This is a genomic window from Mesorhizobium mediterraneum (assembly GCF_002284565.1).
In the GTDB taxonomy this organism is placed as follows: Bacteria; Pseudomonadota; Alphaproteobacteria; order Rhizobiales; family Rhizobiaceae; genus Mesorhizobium; species Mesorhizobium mediterraneum.
Map to the genome: position 1 here is coordinate 17764 of NZ_NPKI01000036.1, position 15760 is coordinate 33523.

At 59.9% G+C, this 15760-nt stretch carries 8 protein-coding genes and 6 pseudogenes; 10 read left to right on the plus strand and 4 right to left on the minus strand.

Going from position 1 to position 15760, the window contains the following annotated elements; translation table 11 throughout:
* Positions 1 to 35 precede the first annotated feature (35 nt).
* Positions 36 to 1422, minus strand: a pseudogene (locus CIT25_RS26955) (IS701 family transposase).
* Positions 1423 to 1850: 428 nt separating this feature from the next.
* Between CIT25_RS26955 and CIT25_RS26965 the strand changes: the two are divergent.
* The 3 genes and pseudogenes from CIT25_RS26965 to CIT25_RS36970 form a co-directional block, all read left to right on the plus strand.
* Positions 1851 to 3051, plus strand: a pseudogene (locus CIT25_RS26965) (IS256 family transposase).
* A 332-nt stretch (positions 3052 to 3383) separates the two neighbouring features.
* Entirely contained in the window at positions 3384 to 3803 is a 420-nt protein-coding gene (locus CIT25_RS26970; RefSeq protein WP_095488135.1) for a GNAT family N-acetyltransferase, read from the plus strand.
* 275 nt (positions 3804 to 4078) lie between these two features.
* Positions 4079 to 4404: pseudogene (locus tag CIT25_RS36970) on the plus strand (transposase); the annotation flags it as partial.
* A gap of 190 nt (positions 4405 to 4594) precedes the next feature.
* On the opposite strand, the gene CIT25_RS26980 reads toward CIT25_RS36970, so the two are convergent.
* Positions 4595 to 5407, minus strand: a complete 813-nt coding sequence (locus CIT25_RS26980) for a transposase (protein WP_425351760.1) — start codon at positions 5405 to 5407, stop codon at positions 4595 to 4597.
* On the opposite strand from CIT25_RS26980, the pseudogene istA reads away from it, so the two are divergent.
* A pseudogene (gene istA / locus CIT25_RS26985) lies at positions 5366 to 6601 on the plus strand (IS21 family transposase); the annotation flags it as partial. The gene CIT25_RS26980 and the pseudogene istA overlap by 42 nt on opposite strands.
* Here the strand turns inward: istA and CIT25_RS26990 are convergent.
* A pseudogene (locus CIT25_RS26990) lies at positions 6598 to 7305 on the minus strand (IS1380 family transposase); the annotation flags it as partial. The pseudogenes istA and CIT25_RS26990 overlap by 4 nt on opposite strands.
* 218 nt (positions 7306 to 7523) lie before the next feature.
* Positions 7524 to 7664, minus strand: a pseudogene (locus CIT25_RS38560) (IS1380 family transposase); the annotation flags it as partial.
* 338 nt (positions 7665 to 8002) lie between these two features.
* Between CIT25_RS38560 and CIT25_RS27000 the strand changes: the two are divergent.
* The 6 genes from CIT25_RS27000 to CIT25_RS27025 all read left to right on the plus strand — a co-directional run bounded on the left by CIT25_RS27000 (position 8003) and on the right by CIT25_RS27025 (position 15702).
* The gene (locus CIT25_RS27000; RefSeq protein WP_095488139.1) at positions 8003 to 9238 is read left to right on the plus strand and encodes a methylaspartate ammonia-lyase; all 1236 of its coding nucleotides are present in this window, start codon (positions 8003 to 8005) and stop codon (positions 9236 to 9238) included.
* A 32-nt stretch (positions 9239 to 9270) separates the two neighbouring features.
* Positions 9271 to 10422, plus strand: coding sequence for a CaiB/BaiF CoA transferase family protein (locus CIT25_RS27005; RefSeq protein WP_095488140.1), 1152 nt, complete (start codon positions 9271 to 9273; stop codon positions 10420 to 10422).
* A 136-nt stretch (positions 10423 to 10558) separates the two neighbouring features.
* Positions 10559 to 11470: an HpcH/HpaI aldolase/citrate lyase family protein gene (locus tag CIT25_RS27010; RefSeq protein WP_095488142.1), complete on the plus strand. Its 912-nt coding sequence runs from the start codon at positions 10559 to 10561 to the stop codon at positions 11468 to 11470.
* Between the two features lie 125 nt (positions 11471 to 11595).
* A complete protein-coding gene (locus tag CIT25_RS27015; protein WP_095488172.1) occupies positions 11596 to 12522 on the plus strand; it encodes a LysR family transcriptional regulator in 927 nt (308 codons plus the stop codon).
* Positions 12523 to 12717: 195 nt separating this feature from the next.
* Entirely contained in the window at positions 12718 to 14151 is a 1434-nt protein-coding gene (locus CIT25_RS27020; RefSeq protein WP_095488174.1) for an NAD-dependent succinate-semialdehyde dehydrogenase, read from the plus strand.
* Between the two features lie 27 nt (positions 14152 to 14178).
* Complete coding sequence (locus CIT25_RS27025; RefSeq protein ID WP_095488144.1) at positions 14179 to 15702, plus strand: fumarate hydratase; 1524 nt, start codon at positions 14179 to 14181, stop codon at positions 15700 to 15702.
* The last annotated feature ends 58 nt before the right edge of the window (positions 15703 to 15760 follow it).

Consider the following 15760-nt stretch of genomic DNA (forward strand, 5'->3'; position numbering starts at 1 on the left):
CACCTTGCCGGTCGACGGGTTAAAGACCTTGAAGGTCAGCTCGCCAACAGGCGTACCAGGTGACCGGCATGCTCGATCTCGCCAAATCGGTCCGGGGGGGCAGGTGGCGGATCATCGCCAGGCATAGGGGCATTACCGTCCTCCTCAACGCAGCGGATATCTATGTCGGCATGGTGTGGCGTGTCCTGGGCGCGAGTTGGAGTTGAGGGGGGAATCGTCTCCCGCAGAGAGACCAGGAAGCCATAGGCGGCGATACAGAGGCTGGCGTGGTAGTGAAGCCCCGCCACCCTCGGCCTTCGTAGTGACCCAGTCCCAGTTCCTGCTTGTTTCCTGATAGTCTCGCTCGATGCACCAACGCAAGCTTGGCGGCGTCGACCAACTGGGTGATCGTAGCGTCGGCCGGCAAGTGGAGAGCCAATACTTGCTCGGCTCGACCTCGCCTTCAGGCCACTCGATCAGGAGCCACTCTTCGGCGTGCGCCTCGGGCCGATTGTAGTCCCTGGATGCCGGCCGCAAGCGCATGGCGGCGAAGCGGGAATTGAGCTCGGTGTTGGTTCCTTCACGCCAGTCGGTCGTGCGCCAAGTCTCGGCGTCGAACTCCTCGGCCAGGGCTTTGGCCGAGACCGGCTTGTGATTGTCGGTTCGGCCGACTCGAGACGACGGCCGGCCTCTTCCGCTCCAAGGCTTGGGCGGCAGCGGGCTCTCGCCTGGGCGCCAGACGCTGAGTGTGGGCTGAACGCCGACAACATAGGTCAGACCGAGCTCGGACAGACCCGCGCGGAAACCGCCGTCGGCGTCATATCCGGCGTCGGCCAGAACCACGCCGGGCGCGACGCCCTCGGCCTTGGCCGTCCTGATCTGCTCGAGCGCGATCTGCGGCTTGGTCCGGAACGTGATCGCGGCCGGAATCTTGGCCTTCTTGCGTTGTTCCGGATCCTCCGCCCAGCTGTGCGGGAGATACAATGCGTAGGCGATCGGAAGCGAGGCTGCGTCATTTGCGATCGATAGGCTAACCGCAATCTGACAGTTGTCCTGCTTGCCCAACTGGCCGCAATACTGGCGCGCTACGCCCATCGAGTGTTTGCCCTTCGTGGGGAAAGCCCGTGTCGTCGACGATCCACGCCCGGATCGGTCCACGCTGCTCGATCCGTGGAAGAACCCAGCCGCGAACCCGCGCTAGCAAGGCCGCGTCCGGCCACGGCGCCTGTCCCACGAAATGCAGCAGAGACTGATGCTGGCCGCCACCCGCGACGGCGCCGTGACGGCCGCCAACGGCTCCACGCTCTTGCGCTCCAGCGGCATCAGGAGTCCCAGGCAGTAATCCTTCGGCGGCTCAGCTCGGTCGGCGTGGCCGATCACCCCGATCAAGGCATCGACATAGGTGTCGAATGCTGCTTCACTCTCGGCTGTCCAGTCGGGCATGGCGGGGCGCTTCCCTGATCACGAAGCAGCACGCTAACAAATCCGCGACCAGCGCGAATCCCCCAGCAGCCGGGACTTTCTGACTCAGTGAGACTAGGGGCTCGGCCAGACGGCTGGTAGACACGGTATCCAAGTGGAAGGGAAGTACTTTGCTTCTCTCGGTGTCGCCTGTTCAAGCGCTTCATGTGGACGACCTACCTGGCGATCTTGCCTCAGCGCGAGCTGAATCGCGTCGCCGGTCAGCTCTCGGAAGAACTCTGCTTGCGTATGGGGGTCGTGCCCCGCTGAGTGGTGTAGCTCGGCGGTAGCGAAGCCGCTCGCGAGCGCGCCCTCAACAGCGCCGTAGCGAGCGAGCGGCGTAGCGGTGGTCATCGATGTTCTTCGGTAGGGTTGGGTTGCTGACACAACCTGATTCGAAGGAAGCACCGATGACCGACGACATGATGGACCTGCGCACGCTCGTGGAGAAGACCCCCGACGCCGATATCTTGCGCGAGATGATCGGCTTTGCCGCTGAGCGGCTGATGGAGCTGGAAGTGGGCGCGGCGACCGGCGCGGCCCATGGCGAGAAGAACCCGCTGCGGCTTGTCCAGCGCAACGGCTATCGCGACAGGGACTGGGGAGACGCGGGCCGGCACGGTCGAGCTGCGCATCCCAAAGCTGAGGAAGGGCTCCTACTTCCCCAGCTTCCTGGAGCCGCGTCGCATGGCCGAGAAGGCGCTCACCGCGGTCATCCAGGAGGCCTACGTGCAGGGCATCTCGACGCGCTCGGTCGACGACCTGGTCAAGGCGATGGGCGCGAGCGGCGTCTCCAAAAGCCAGGTGAGCCGGCTCTGCGAGGAGATCGACGGCAAGGTGAAGGCCTTTCTCGAGCGGCCGATCGAGGGCGATTGGCCATACCTGTGGATCGACGCCACCTACCTGAAGGTGCGCCGCGGTGGCCGCATCGTCTCGGTCGCCGTCATCATCGCTATCGGCGTCAACGCGGACGGCCGCCGCGAGGTGCTGGGCATGGAGGTCGGCACCTCCGAGGCCGAGCCGATCTGGACCGAGTTCCTGCGCAAGCTGACCCGTCGCGGCCCGCGCGGCGTCAAGCTTGTCGTCTCCGATGCTCATGAGGGCCTCAAGGCCGCCGTCACCAAGGTGCTCAGCGCCACATGGCAGCGCTGCCGGGTCCACTTCATGCGAAACGTGCTGGCGCACGCCGGCAAGAGCGGCCGCAGGGTCGTCTCGGCCTTCATCGCGACCGCCTTCGCCCAGGAGACGCCCGAGGCTGCCAGCGCCCAATGGCGTGCCGTCGCCGACCAGATCCGGCCGAAGGTGCCTAAGCTGGCGACAATCATGGACGAGGCCGAGCCCGACGTGCTGGCCTACATGACCTTCCCCAAGGAACATCGCACCAAGCTCCACTCGACGAATCCGATCGAGCGTCTCAACGGCGCGATCAAGCGGCGCACCGAGGTCGTCGGCATCTTCCCCAATGACGATGCCATTGTCCGTCTCGTCGGCGCGTTGCTGCTTGAACAGAATGATGAATGGGCCGTGCAGCGGGCGCGCTACATGACTCTTGAGACCATCAGCCAAATGAGCGATGATCCGCTCATCAGCCTGCCGGCAGTGGCGCGCTGATCAATTCCGGCCCATGCCGGAGAGCATGGCGACAATGCCGTCAGCTACACCACTCCAGTGGGCACGATCCGTATGGGCCTGCACCAAGGGTGTGATTCTCGACGCACCCAGGCAAGGCATGCGACCTCCTTAGGTCACTTAAGCAACATCTTCAGCGTGCAATGGCCACGCCACTCTGCGGTTTTAAAGAACCTTCAGCATCCCGGAAACAAGATTATAGCAGATATTTCTTAGAAGTTTAACGGAAGGAGTGCGCATTTTAGTAGATAACAGTTCCACGTTTTTTGTGGGTGCGCTCGCTTGTCAATCCGGCTCAGAAAAGGACTTTTCTCATGCACATCCTAGAAACGCCGCGTCTAATCCTGAGGCCGCCGTCGCACAGCGATGAGCTTCTTTTACATGGACTTCATAGCGATCCGTTCGTAGTAAACGCTTTCGGGGATGGGGTCTATCCGACGATAGAGCAGTCGAAAGCTGAGCTGCTTCAGTTCATCAATCATTGGCAGCAGAATCGTTTCGGCTTATGGATGGTGTTCGTCAAAGATGAAGGCCAAGGCGGGAAATTCGCTGGCTACTCTGGATTGAAGTGCAGAGGCCCGTATTTGCCCGAAGGTCCGAATAACGTGGAAAGCGTAACCTGCCTCCACCTTGCGGCTTCCGGGAAGGGGATCGCGGTCGAGGCCAGCAGGGCAGTAGTCCAATTTGCTTTCGATCATTTAAAGCTTGAGAAAAGTGAATGTATTCATTTTTAAAAATAACCTGCGTTCGCTTATAAAGAACATAAAGGTCGGTTGTTACTACGTAAGTGACACAATATATAAAAATAAGGCGATGATGTGTTTTGAGATTTCTCCGGCGACGGCTGTAAAAGCCGATAATTTACGTGTTTTTGATTAAAAAGATCGAAGTCTGTTCGAAATCAACGGTCTGCGACCCAACCGAAGTGTTAGGGGCGCTGCTTACCCCTCGACGAACTTAGCGCGAAGCTCCATCACGCGGCAACCGATGTCGACCGCGAAGACAACCGTATACCCGGCAAACGCATCTCCCAAGAGCGAAGATACTTGACGTCCCCACGGGGCGATTAGACAACCCCAGCAACCTGCCCGCCCACAAGGCCGCCGGCGTGCGCGACGCGATTGAGGCGGCAGGCTCGAGCCTGCTCTACCTGGCGCCTACAGTCGCGACTTCAATCCAATTGAGAACGCCTTCGCCAAAATCAAGGCGCTACTGCAGCAAAGGCCGAGAAAACAATCAAGGCTCTGTGGGACGCGGTCGGCGCGGTCGTCGACCTCTTCACCCCAGCCGAATGTGCCAACTACTTTCAAAGCCGCAGGATATGCACCGGATTAAACAGGACCTGCTCTAGCCGGGTTTATGCACATCGCTGAACGTTTGGCGGCGAGGTGTTGATCTGGTCGCCGTCTCGTTCTTTTTGACAAGCTGGTTGGGCGCCGGCGGTGATCCGTCGTGATGGAAAGCGGGGGGTTGCAGGTTGCGGTCGGCGGGTTCGTTTCGGGGCGTCTGCGCCCCCGTCGGCTAGTCACGAGCCTCGGAATGCGGTCGAGGACGATGCGCAGGAGCGCTGGTCGGGACAGGATGTCGGCAGGTGCAGGCGGATTTGGGTTTTCATCTCGACCACGCGCGCGGCGATCTTGATGAGGCGCAGTCGCAGCGTGTCGAATGGGCGACTGCGAAGCACGAGCGCTTCGGCATCGCGGCGCGCAGGCCCCACATCAGCCAGTAGGCGCCGGCATGCAGGAACAGCCGGAACTGGTTGGCCGTCGCTCTTGTGCAGGAGGTGCGGTCGGCGGCGAGATAGCGTCTTCCACGACTTGATGTGGTTCTCGGCAGCGCCGCGCCGGCAGTAGACATCCTCGTAGAGCGCCTTGGCCTTGCCACCGGCAAGGTTGGTGGCGATGAAGCGGGTGTCAGCGCCTTGGGCGCCGACCTCTACCTCGGCGAAGATGCGCTCGACACGGCTCCAGCTGCCGGCGCCGTCAAAGAATTCCTTGAACCTGCGGACCTTGTCCGTCTTCGCCGACGCTTCAAAACGCGCCAGCGTGCTGACTTCCAGCTCCGCGACATAGCTTGCGCAAGGTGGTGGTGGGCGCTGCGCCGAGAATGAAGTCGACACCGTTGGAGTGGCACCACTCGATGACCGGCGTGTCGATGCCGGCTCAATACTCCCCAGAAGTGCCGTTTGAATCTTCCCCAGTTTAGCGCTGTCGCCGGTCTTCCGGAGCGCGCTCCGGGAGACCGGCGGCGCGTGATATCGCCGATGCTTCTCCCGATGGTCGGGAGAGGGATTTCGGTGACCAAGATGAGGGAGATGATGATGATACTGGATTTGCATCGGCAGGGCCTGTCGGTGTCGGCGATCGCCAGGGAGAGCGGGATCGACCGCAACGGTGCGCAAATACATTGAGCGCGGGCTCGAGGCTCCGGCCTACGGACCTTGCAAGCCGCGTCAGGCGGTGATCAATCCCTTCACGGCCTATCTTCGCGAGCGTGTCACGCGATATCCTGGGCTCACCGGCAGCCGGTTTTTCCGCGAACTGAAGGACCTCGGCTATGCCGGCGGCTACACGGCCGTTACCGACTTCCTGCGCGACGTCCGTCCTGCGGCAGCGGAGCGGGGCTACGAGGTTCGCTTCGAGACCCCGCCCGGCGAGCAGGCGCAGGTCGACTTCGCCCAGTTCAATGTCGTCTTTACCGAAGAGCCAACGACACCGAGGATCGTCTGGCTATTCTCCATGGTGCTTGGCTTCAGTCGCCTTATCTGGGCACGCTTCGTCGTCCACCAGATCTGCCGACTGTCTTGCGCTGCCATATTGGTGCTTTCGAGGCGCTGGGCGGCGCTCCTCGCGAAGTGCTTTACGACCGTATGAAGACGGCTGTGATCGGGGCGATACCTGCGGCATCGTCTACCACCGTGCCCTCGTTGATCTTGCCCGCCACTATGGTTTCCATCCGAAGGCGTGTCGGCATTACCGCGCCAAAACCAAAGGCAAGGTCGAGCGGCCGTTCCGCTACATTCGCGAGGACTTCTTCCGGCCCGGTCCTTTCGCAATCGCGAAGACCTGAACGCCCAGTTGCGTCACTGGCTGGACACGGTCGCAACCCCGAGGGTTCACGCCACCACAAGGCGGTCGTCAACGAAGCTTCCACCGAGGAGCGGGCAGCGCTGCGGCCGCTGCCCTTGGCTCCGTTCCGATCGGTCCTAAAGCTCGAGCGACGTATCAGCCGGGAGGGCATGGTCAGCGTCGGCGGCAATTTCTACAGCGTGCCCGACGCCACCAGGCGCCGTGTCGTCGAGGTACACACGCTGGCCGAAAAGTTGCGCATCTTCGAGGACGGCGCACTGATTGCCACCCATCCTACTCTCGAAGACCGGCACCAGCGTCATGTCGAGCCAGGTCATCGCAACATCCACGTCCACAAGCGCCGACATAGACTGAGGAACGACGAGGTCATTCTTCATGGCTCGGGCGACAGGGTCGCTCAGCGCCCGTTGGCCTTCTACGACGCCGTCTACCGGCGGACTGCAATATGGCTGTCGGCCCGGATCAGCACCCAGGTGCTCGGCCAATTGCTTCGGATCGCCCGCATCAGGCGGCGCAGGTGGGGGCGGATTTCTGCCCCACTCGGCCGCTTGGCCGGCCGCAGAACCGCACCGACGAAGCGGCCATCGCCATCGAACACCACCATCGGCTGGAAGCCGTACTCGTCGTGATGGGCGTTGAACAGGCGAAGCTGCTGGCCGCCATGCGCACGGCATCAAACGTGTCGTCGATATCCAGCACGAGCCGCTTCGGCACCTGCCGGAAGGAGGCGCAGTAAAGATCGATCATCGCCCGGCCCATCGCGACCAGCTCCCGCATGCCGGGCAGGTTCTCCAGCCGGGACAGCGTCGGCTGGGAGGCCAGATCGCGACCCGAAGGCAGCGCATCCTGGGCCATCTTAAAGGCCGGATCGCAGCGCAACCGGTTGGCGTCGTTGCCATCCTTATAGCCGGCGGCAATCATCTTCATGCGGAAGCCGATCATATCGGGCAGGCTGTGGACGACCTGGTCCGGGCAGCGCGGATAGTCGAGGCAACGCGCCAGACGGTCAGCCAGACGCAGCCGTTTCTCCACCTCGGCTAGAGCGACAACCCCCGTTGGAGGACAGCATGCCGCCGTCGAAGCGGGCGACGACGGCCTTGCCGCCCACAGATGACAAACCGCTCAGCGGCAGCGTAAGATCATTCACGGCGGGTGTGGTCTCCGGAAATGATTCGGATCGGCCTTAGCAACCAAATGATACGTCATTTCAACCGCTTGCCCCAAATCCGCCAACCCGCCGTGAATTTTCCAGGCTGGATGGAAATTTCGTCCATTGACTGCAAATACGGGATTACATATCGGTCTGCGACCTTCCGAAGCTCTTCGCTGGTTTCGCTGCTCCACCACGTTTTCTCGTTCCCTGGCGCCAAAAGGGTCGCCGTGCAGCGGATCATCGGTGGCGTGGAGATCAAGCACGACCTGCCGTGGCACCTTGTCATGGGCACCAAGGAACAAGTCGACAAAACAGCGCTTCAGCGCCTCCTTGTCGTAAGCGATCCTGTGATATGAATGAGAATACACCGCCAGCCCGTTTGTCTCATTCACGCGCACCGCTCTTGATGCTGTGGTGTGCGATGCAGGTTTGTTCAGGATTCGGGAAATCGCACGGGGAATTGCGGAGCCACTGCTTATGTCGATTAGACAACGGCTAATATAAAGATAGACCAGGGAGATCGGAGCGACGGCGGTTCCGTTAGTGCAAGCGCCAGCCATCTGAAAACGCGATGGGACCGTCCGGGACATTATATTGGCGACTTGAACGCCGAGTGGCACATACTCGGCGGATAGCGGACCCAACTGCTTCCGCACGTCAACGCCGTCCAAAAATGAATCGAGTGACTGAATTGCAGATCAAAGATGTCCTCCTGGCGCCTGGCAATGGGGCGTTCTTCTATGACGATCAAGCTGCCGTTAGGTCCGGGGCGACCCCGGACGGCTTCATCTATGTCGGCGAACCGATAACCCCTGGGTTCGCGTCGATACGCATTCCAGCATCTTCGCTCAGCGTCGGGCTCGTCCTTACCGACGAAACCGTAGTCTGGGGTGACATGATGAACGTCCAGTACTCTGGTGCTGGCGGACGCGATTCGCTGTTCGACGCCGATCAAATCTCCGATATGACGTCACGGGTTGTTGCGCCGCGGCTACTCAATGTTGATGCATATCGCTACCTGGAAGCATGCGCCCTGGTATTCGAACCTCACGAACATAAACGGCTGCCCCTCGCGGTTGAGTATGGCGTCAGCCAAGCGCTGCTCCGAGCGGTGGCCCATCTTCATCGAAAGACGATGGCAGAGGTCATATGTGCCGAATTTGATTTGCCGCTGCCGAAGCGCGGGGTCCCGATTTACTGCCAGAGCGGCGATGCTCGCGAAATCAACGTGGACAAAATGATCCTGAAGGGGGTGGATGTGCTTCCCCACGGCCTGATCAACTCACGGCAGAAATTCGGCGTCGGCGGCCAGACCTTCATGGAGTTCGTGACGTGGGTTGCAACGCGTACGCGGCAAATCGGCCGCCCGGGTTATCATCCGGTGCTGCATTTTGATGTGTATGGCTGGATCGGCCAGGAAATCGGCTTGGAGCTGCAAAGCATCGCTGACTTTATATGCAGGGTTGCAGATACCGTCCCGGATTTCGTGCTCAACATTGAGTGTCCGGCGGACTTTGGTTCGACGCAAGCCCAAATTGACAACTACGCCCGGATTGTATCGATTTTGAACGACCGAGGTTCTAGTGCTCGTATTGTCGTGGACGAAAGGTGCAACACGCTTGAGGATATCCGCCTCTTTGCAGGAGCGAAGGCCGCGCATCTCATTCAAATCAAGACGCCCGATGTCGGCTCATTGGCTGATACGGCACGTGCCGTGCTCCTGTGCAAGGAGAACAAGATAGGCGCGTACGTTGGGGGAAGCTGTACCGAGACAGATCTCTCTGCCCAGGCTTCTGTCCACGTATCGGTGGCGACCCAGGCAGACATGATGCTTGCGAAGCCTGGAATGGGCGTCGACGAGGCATTCTCGATCGTGGGCAATGAACAGAACCGGTTGCTGGCGATGCTGAATCGTCGTCGGGCTTAAGACAAAATGTTGGATGAATAGAGCGGTGTTGCATGCAGAACTCTCTTGAGGGGATCACTGTCGTAGCTGTGGAGCAGGCCGTTGCTGCACCGTATGCATCGTCTCGCCTTGCCGATGCAGGCGCTCGCGTGATCAAGGTTGAGAGGCCTGAGGGAGACTTTGCCCGGAATTACGATAAGTTGGTGCGGGGGCAAAGCGCTTACTTCGTTTGGCTCAACCGGGGTAAGGAGTCAGTCTGCCTGGATTTGAGGTTGGAGGCGGACCGTGCCGTGCTGGACACGCTTGTTGCTGCTGCCGACGTCTTTATCCAGAATCTGAAGCCAGGCAGCATCGAAAAGCTCGGCTACGGATCTGCGGATCTGCGTCGCCGTTTTCCGCGGCTAATCACCTGCGACATTTCGGGATTTGGGGAGGGGGGGCCATTTTCTCACCTCAAGGCGTATGATCTCATTGTTCAGGCCGAAACAGGTCTGTGCGCAATCACGGGTACGCAGCAGGGGCCGGCACGGGTAGGGGTGTCGGTGTGCGACATCTCGGCGGGCATGACGGCACATAGCGCCATACTTCAGGCGCTGTATCATCGCGAGGTCACTGGCGACGGGACCAGCATTCAGGTGTCACTGTTCGATGCCGTCGCCGACTGGATGAACGTGCCGGTTCTTCAAAACGAATACGGCGGCTATCACACGGTGCGCGCGGGCGTAAAACACCCGTCGCTCGCGCCGTATGGCGCCTATCGCTGTGCCGACGGCAAAGAGGTCATCTTTTCGGTTCAGAATGACCGTGAATGGGTGAATTTCTGCGAGAAGTTCCTGAAGCAGCCGGGGCTTATACGCACACCTGGTTTCGCCGATAATATGGAGCGCCTCGGTCACCGTGCGCAACTTGATGAGATCATCGAACAGCGGTTTTCCGAACTGTTATGCCACGAAGCAATGCAGGAGCTTGAGGCGGCCGGGTTGGCATATGGCCGACTGAACGAAGTCGCGGATGTTTCAAAGCACCCACACATTCGCAAGGTGCAGGTCGGAACACCCGAAGGAACCATCGAGGCGATAGCGCCGGCGGCGATCTTCAACTCTGAGCGCCCTTTGCTGCGCCCCGTTCCGGCTCTTGGAGCTCATACCGAGGCTGTCCGCGAGGAGGTTCTGGGACGTTTGCGCGAACGAGCTGCGTCAGCGTGAGCGCGCGCCTTGTCGGGAAGGGGGCGCGGTTGCGACCCACAGAGTGCATGCCTACTCCTAACCCTTTCCAGTCCCACGGCCGCCCAGCCAGCTCACTGACACAGCCCGCGCTAAAACCGGCACCAGAGGCGACTTCATGAAGGGCACCATTCCGGCCGTTGAAAGCCCGATGTCCATTCGCCGATGGAGATCTCTGCTCTTCGTTCCTTCTCATGTTCCGCGTTTTGTGGAGGCGGCTCATGAGCGCGGGGCAGATGGCATCATACTCGACCTAGAGGACTCCGTTCCCCAGGATCAAAAAGGTGAGTCACGGCGCCAGCTTGGTGCATCCGTGGCAAAGGTGGGCCGCAGGGGCGCTTCTGTTTTAGTTCGCGTGAATCGCGGTTTGCGAGCCTTGGCGGCCGATCTCGACGCAGCCGTGATGGCGGGCGTTGATGCACTTGTTCTTCCGAAAGTGGATTCGGCAGCGTGGGTAGCTGAGATCGCGAATGCGGTATCGGAACTCGAACGAGAAAGAAATCTTCCGTTGGGACGTATCCGGTTTCTTGCCCAAATCGAGACCCCAGGTGCCTTGCAAGAGCTATCGGCCATTGCCTCGTCACATCCCAGGATGGTCGCAATGGCCCTTGGCCCTGAAGACTTTAGTGCCGCTGTTGGCGGCGCCCCAGAACTTGATCTTCTCTTGACGCCAAACCTTTCTGTTCTTTTTGCCGCCCGTGCGGCCGGGTTGCTCCCGCTGGGCTTCATAGGAAGCATTGGCGCGTTCTCTGACACTCACAAACTTCGTGAGGCTGCGGAGCGTGCACGGCGGCTCGGCTTTGCCGGAGCTTTGGCGATCCACCCAAACCAGGTCGCCATATTCAATGACGCTTTTTCGCCAAGCCCACAGGAACTCGAATGGGCCCGTCGTGTCCTCGCGGCGGAGAAAGATGCGACGGCGCAGGGCATAGGCGCGTTCGCGCTGGACGGAAGGATGGTCGATCCACCGGTTATCCAAAGGGCCCGAGATATCATCGCCACGGATCCGGGCGCCGGGTTGGGCGTCTGAGGCCTCAGAGGTTGGTTACCGACCCTACGGCTAGGCGTTATGCAACTCGGCACAATTATTGCTGTCGCGCCATCGCATTTCGAGATAGATTAAACTAATTGCAGTCCGCTCTCGGATGGGTACTCGTGGAAATCAGGCAGTTAAGATACTTCGTCGGTGTGGTCGAAGCAGGCAGTTTCACGAAGGCCGCTGGCTTCCTTAATGTTGCCCAGAGTGCGCTGAGCCTGCATGTGCGTCAACTGGAGGAAGCCTTCGGCACTCAACTGCTGATACGCGACAGGACCGGTGTGAGCGTGACGGCGTCAGGAGCCAAACTGCTCGATCGCGCTCGGGCGATTCTTAAAGAAATTCGACTTACCGAGGTGGAATTGACCAACACAGCTGCTTCCCCCGCCGGGGAGGTGACGATTGGCATTCCGTCTGGAGCTGCCCGCGTCCTGAGCGGCCCCCTGCTTGAGTCGGTGAGAAACGAACTGCCCAGGGTCTCCCTCAAGATGGTCGAGGGTATGACGGGACCGCTGGAGGAGTGGATGGCTGCTGGACGCTTCAATCTGGCGGTACTCTACCGCACTGCGGATAGCGTAGGCCGAATGACGGTGATAGCGAGCGAAAACCTTTGTCTGGTGGTACCGTCGGGTGAGCCGCCTTTCGAAGATGCGATATCTCTGGCCGACCTGCATGCATTCCCCCTGGCGGTTCCCATGCGCAATAACAATGTCAGGCGTTCGGTGGCTGACGTCGTCGCACAGCACGGTTGCGCGCTGGACGTCAGGTTTGAAGTGGACTCGCTTTCAACGATCATCAACATGGTCGTAGAGGGGAAAGCGCATTCTATTCTCGCCGCGTCTGCGGTTCAGAAAGAAGCCTCTCAGGGTCTGGTCCGTACGGTCAAGATCGTGGATCCGGTGATTTCCCGCTCCGTTGTGCTTGCTGTAAACCCGAAAGATGAGCGTTCCGCCGCCGTGTCCGCAGTCCGCAAGCTCATTCCGAAGGTCGCTCGAGAATTGATTGAAATCCGGAGCTGGGCAGCGGTGGCGCCTGAGGCGACCTGACAAACTAACCTTTAAAGCTGGGCATCATCTTTTGCGGCCATTAGGACCAGCCCGATCTGGATTCCAGATGGATTTCGGCAATATTCGATATTTGACCCGCCGCGACCATCGCGATGAAACTGGCTCAAGCGAGTTCAGCAGTTTCGATATCGAAACTGCGCTCGTATGCAAGAATTCAGTCAAGTGGAGCCCGCGATGTCCGACGCCAAGAGTTACGAGCTCTTCATTAATGGCAAATGGCGAGCCGGTGGTAGCCGAGCCACTTTGCCGGTGATCAACCCGGCGACGGAGAAGGTATTTGCCTCAGTGGCCTCGGCTACGGTTTCAGACTTGGATGAAGCTCTTGCTTCGGCAGAACGCAGCCGCAAGGCGTGGTCCTCACGACCCGCCAAAGAGCGTGGCGAGATACTCGTCTCTGCCGCCAGCATTCTGGCAGAGAAAGCTGGCGCCGCAGCCAGGGACCTGTCGTCCGAACAGGGAAAGACGATTGCCGAAGCAACAGGAGAGTACGCGCGCGCAGTCGAAACGCTGGAATGGAATGGCCGGCATGCCGATGAGTTGTCGACCCCGATTCCGTTGGGTCCGAACAGGATGATCGTCCCGGAGGCCCTCGGTGTCGTCGCTGCCTTTACGCCGTGGAACTATCCAGCCGTTCTCATCGCCCGCAAGCTCGCCCCCGCGCTGGCGGCAGGCTGCCCGGTGATCCTCAAAGGGGCCGAAGAGACGCCAAGCGTGGCTGTCCATATCGTGGAATCTTTGCGTCAAGCAGGGATACCGCAAGGCGTGGTCAACCTGGTGTTCGGTGTTCCTGTGCATATATCACGGCATCTGCTCAGTTCGCCAATTGTGAAAGTCTTGACGTTCACGGGGTCGACCGCTGTTGGGAAACAGCTGGCCACACTGGCCGCGAATAATCTGCAGCGCTGCATCCTTGAGCTCGGTGGACATTCCCCGGTTATTGTGTGCGAAGATGCCGACCTGGCAACGGCGATACCGGCTATTTCGGAATACAAATTCGAGTGCGCGGGCCAGAGTTGTAATGCGCCCAGCAGGATTCTTGTCGCCCGATCCCGCTATGAGGAATTCCTGTTCCGGATGACGGAGGCGGTCCGAAAAATCAGGATCGGTCCACCGGATGACCCTGCAACGCAGATGGGTCCCATGGCAAACGCGCGGCGAATCGAGGCCATGCAGCGCCTGACCAAAGATGCGGTAGAGGGCGGCGCCCAAATCGAGACCGGTGGCACCCCCCTTGACCGACCGGGGTTTTACTGGCCGCCAACCATCCTGACTGGCGTACCGAAGGAAGCGAGAGTGCTTCATGAAGAGCCGTTCGGACCAATTCTCACCGTGGCTCCTTTCGATACGATCGAAGAGGCGATCGATGAAGCCAACGCCACGGAGTACGGTCTGGCCGCCTACTTGTTTACTGGCGCGGCCGATACGCAACAGAGGCTTGTGGGCGGTCTTTCTGCGGGCGCTGTTAGTGTGAATTACCTGAAAGGGGTTTCCGCTGATGCCCCTTATGGAGGAGTCAAGCAAAGCGGCTATGGATATGAAGGCGGCGAGCAGGGGGTGCGAAGCTTCCAGATTCTGAAAGTGGTCAATGGCCTCGGTTCATTTGGATAAAATCCGGTGGGAAACAGAACACGGACCATGGCCGGTAGCGACATCACAAGGAGCGTCGCCGACGCCCTTCAGTACATCTCGTACTATCATCCTCCAGATTATATCCGGTCTCTTTCTCACGCATACACGCGAGAACAGAGCCCGTCGGCGAAGAATGCCATAGGTCAGATTCTGCTGAACTCCCGCATGGCGGCCTTTGGGCGGCGCCCGATTTGTCAGGACACCGGACTTGTGGTTGTCTTCGCAAAGGTCGGCATGGATGCCCGCATTAAGTCAACGGCCAGTTTCGCTGATCTTGTGAATGAGGGCGTACGTCAAGCCTATCTCGATCCGGACAATCCCCTTCGGGCATCGATCGTTGCGGATCCCCTCGCTAGACGGGTCAACACCCGAGACAACACGCCGGCAGTTGTCCATGTCGACCTGGTGCAAGGTAACCAGATTGAGATCACCATCGCCGCGAAAGGCGGCGGGTCGGAGAACAAGGCACGTTTTACCACCCTCAATCCCAGCGCCTCCGTTTCCGACTGGGTGGTCAATACCGTTTCGACTCTTGGCAGCGGGTGGTGTCCACCTGGACTGATCTCTGTCGGCATCGGTGGTAGCGCTGAAAAGGCGATGCTGCTGGCCAAGGAGGCCATGAACGAGCCCATCGATATGGCGGAACTGATCGCAAGGGGGGCGTCAAGCGCAGAGGAGGGGCTGCGGATTGAGCTTTATGAGCGGATCAACGCGCTTGGTATCGGCGCCCAAGGCCTTGGTGGTCTGACGACAGTCGTTGACATCAAGGTTGCGACCTATCCTACTCATGCAGCGTCCAAGCCTGTGGCGCTCATCCCGCAATGCGCCGCCAACCGGCACCTGAAGTTCACTTTGGACGGCTCTGGACCCATCAGCCTCCAGCCGCCCGATTTGCGCGAATGGCCCGACATCGGAACCGACGAATTGAACCCAGCCGGCGTCCGGCGGGTCAATTTAGATACGCTGACGAAGGAAGAGACGGCATCGTGGCGCTGCGGTGAAACGCTCCTGCTGTCTGGAAAGTTGCTGACGGGCCGTGACGCTGCCCACAAACGAATGGTCGAACTGATCGATGCCGGCAAGCCGCTTCCAGTCGATCTGCGGGGACGGGTGATCTACTACGTCGGCCCCGTCCGGGCAGTGAGGAATGAGGTCGTTGGACCCGCTGGTCCAACAACCTCCAGCCGCTTGGACGATTTTACGGACAAGGTGCTCGCCGAAACCGGCCTTTTCGCGATGGTGGGCAAAGCGGAGAGGGGACCGGCGGCCATAGCGTCGATTGTAAGACACAAAACGCCATACCTTGCTGCAGTGGGTGGCGCTGCTTACCTGATTTCAAAATCGATTAAGGCGGCGTGGATCGTTGCCTTTGAAGACCTGGGCATGGAAGCCATCTATGAATTCGAGGTGCAGGACATGCCTGTTATCATGGCCGTCGATGTTGAGGGAAACTCCATTCACAATTCCGGGCCTCTTGAGTGGCGTAAGCGTATGGCGGCCGACAGCATCGCACGCAACATCGGTGTTTGAGTCTTTCCGTTGGGCGATTTCGGCCAGACTCCCGCGCCAAATTGTCGGGCAAGCCGTA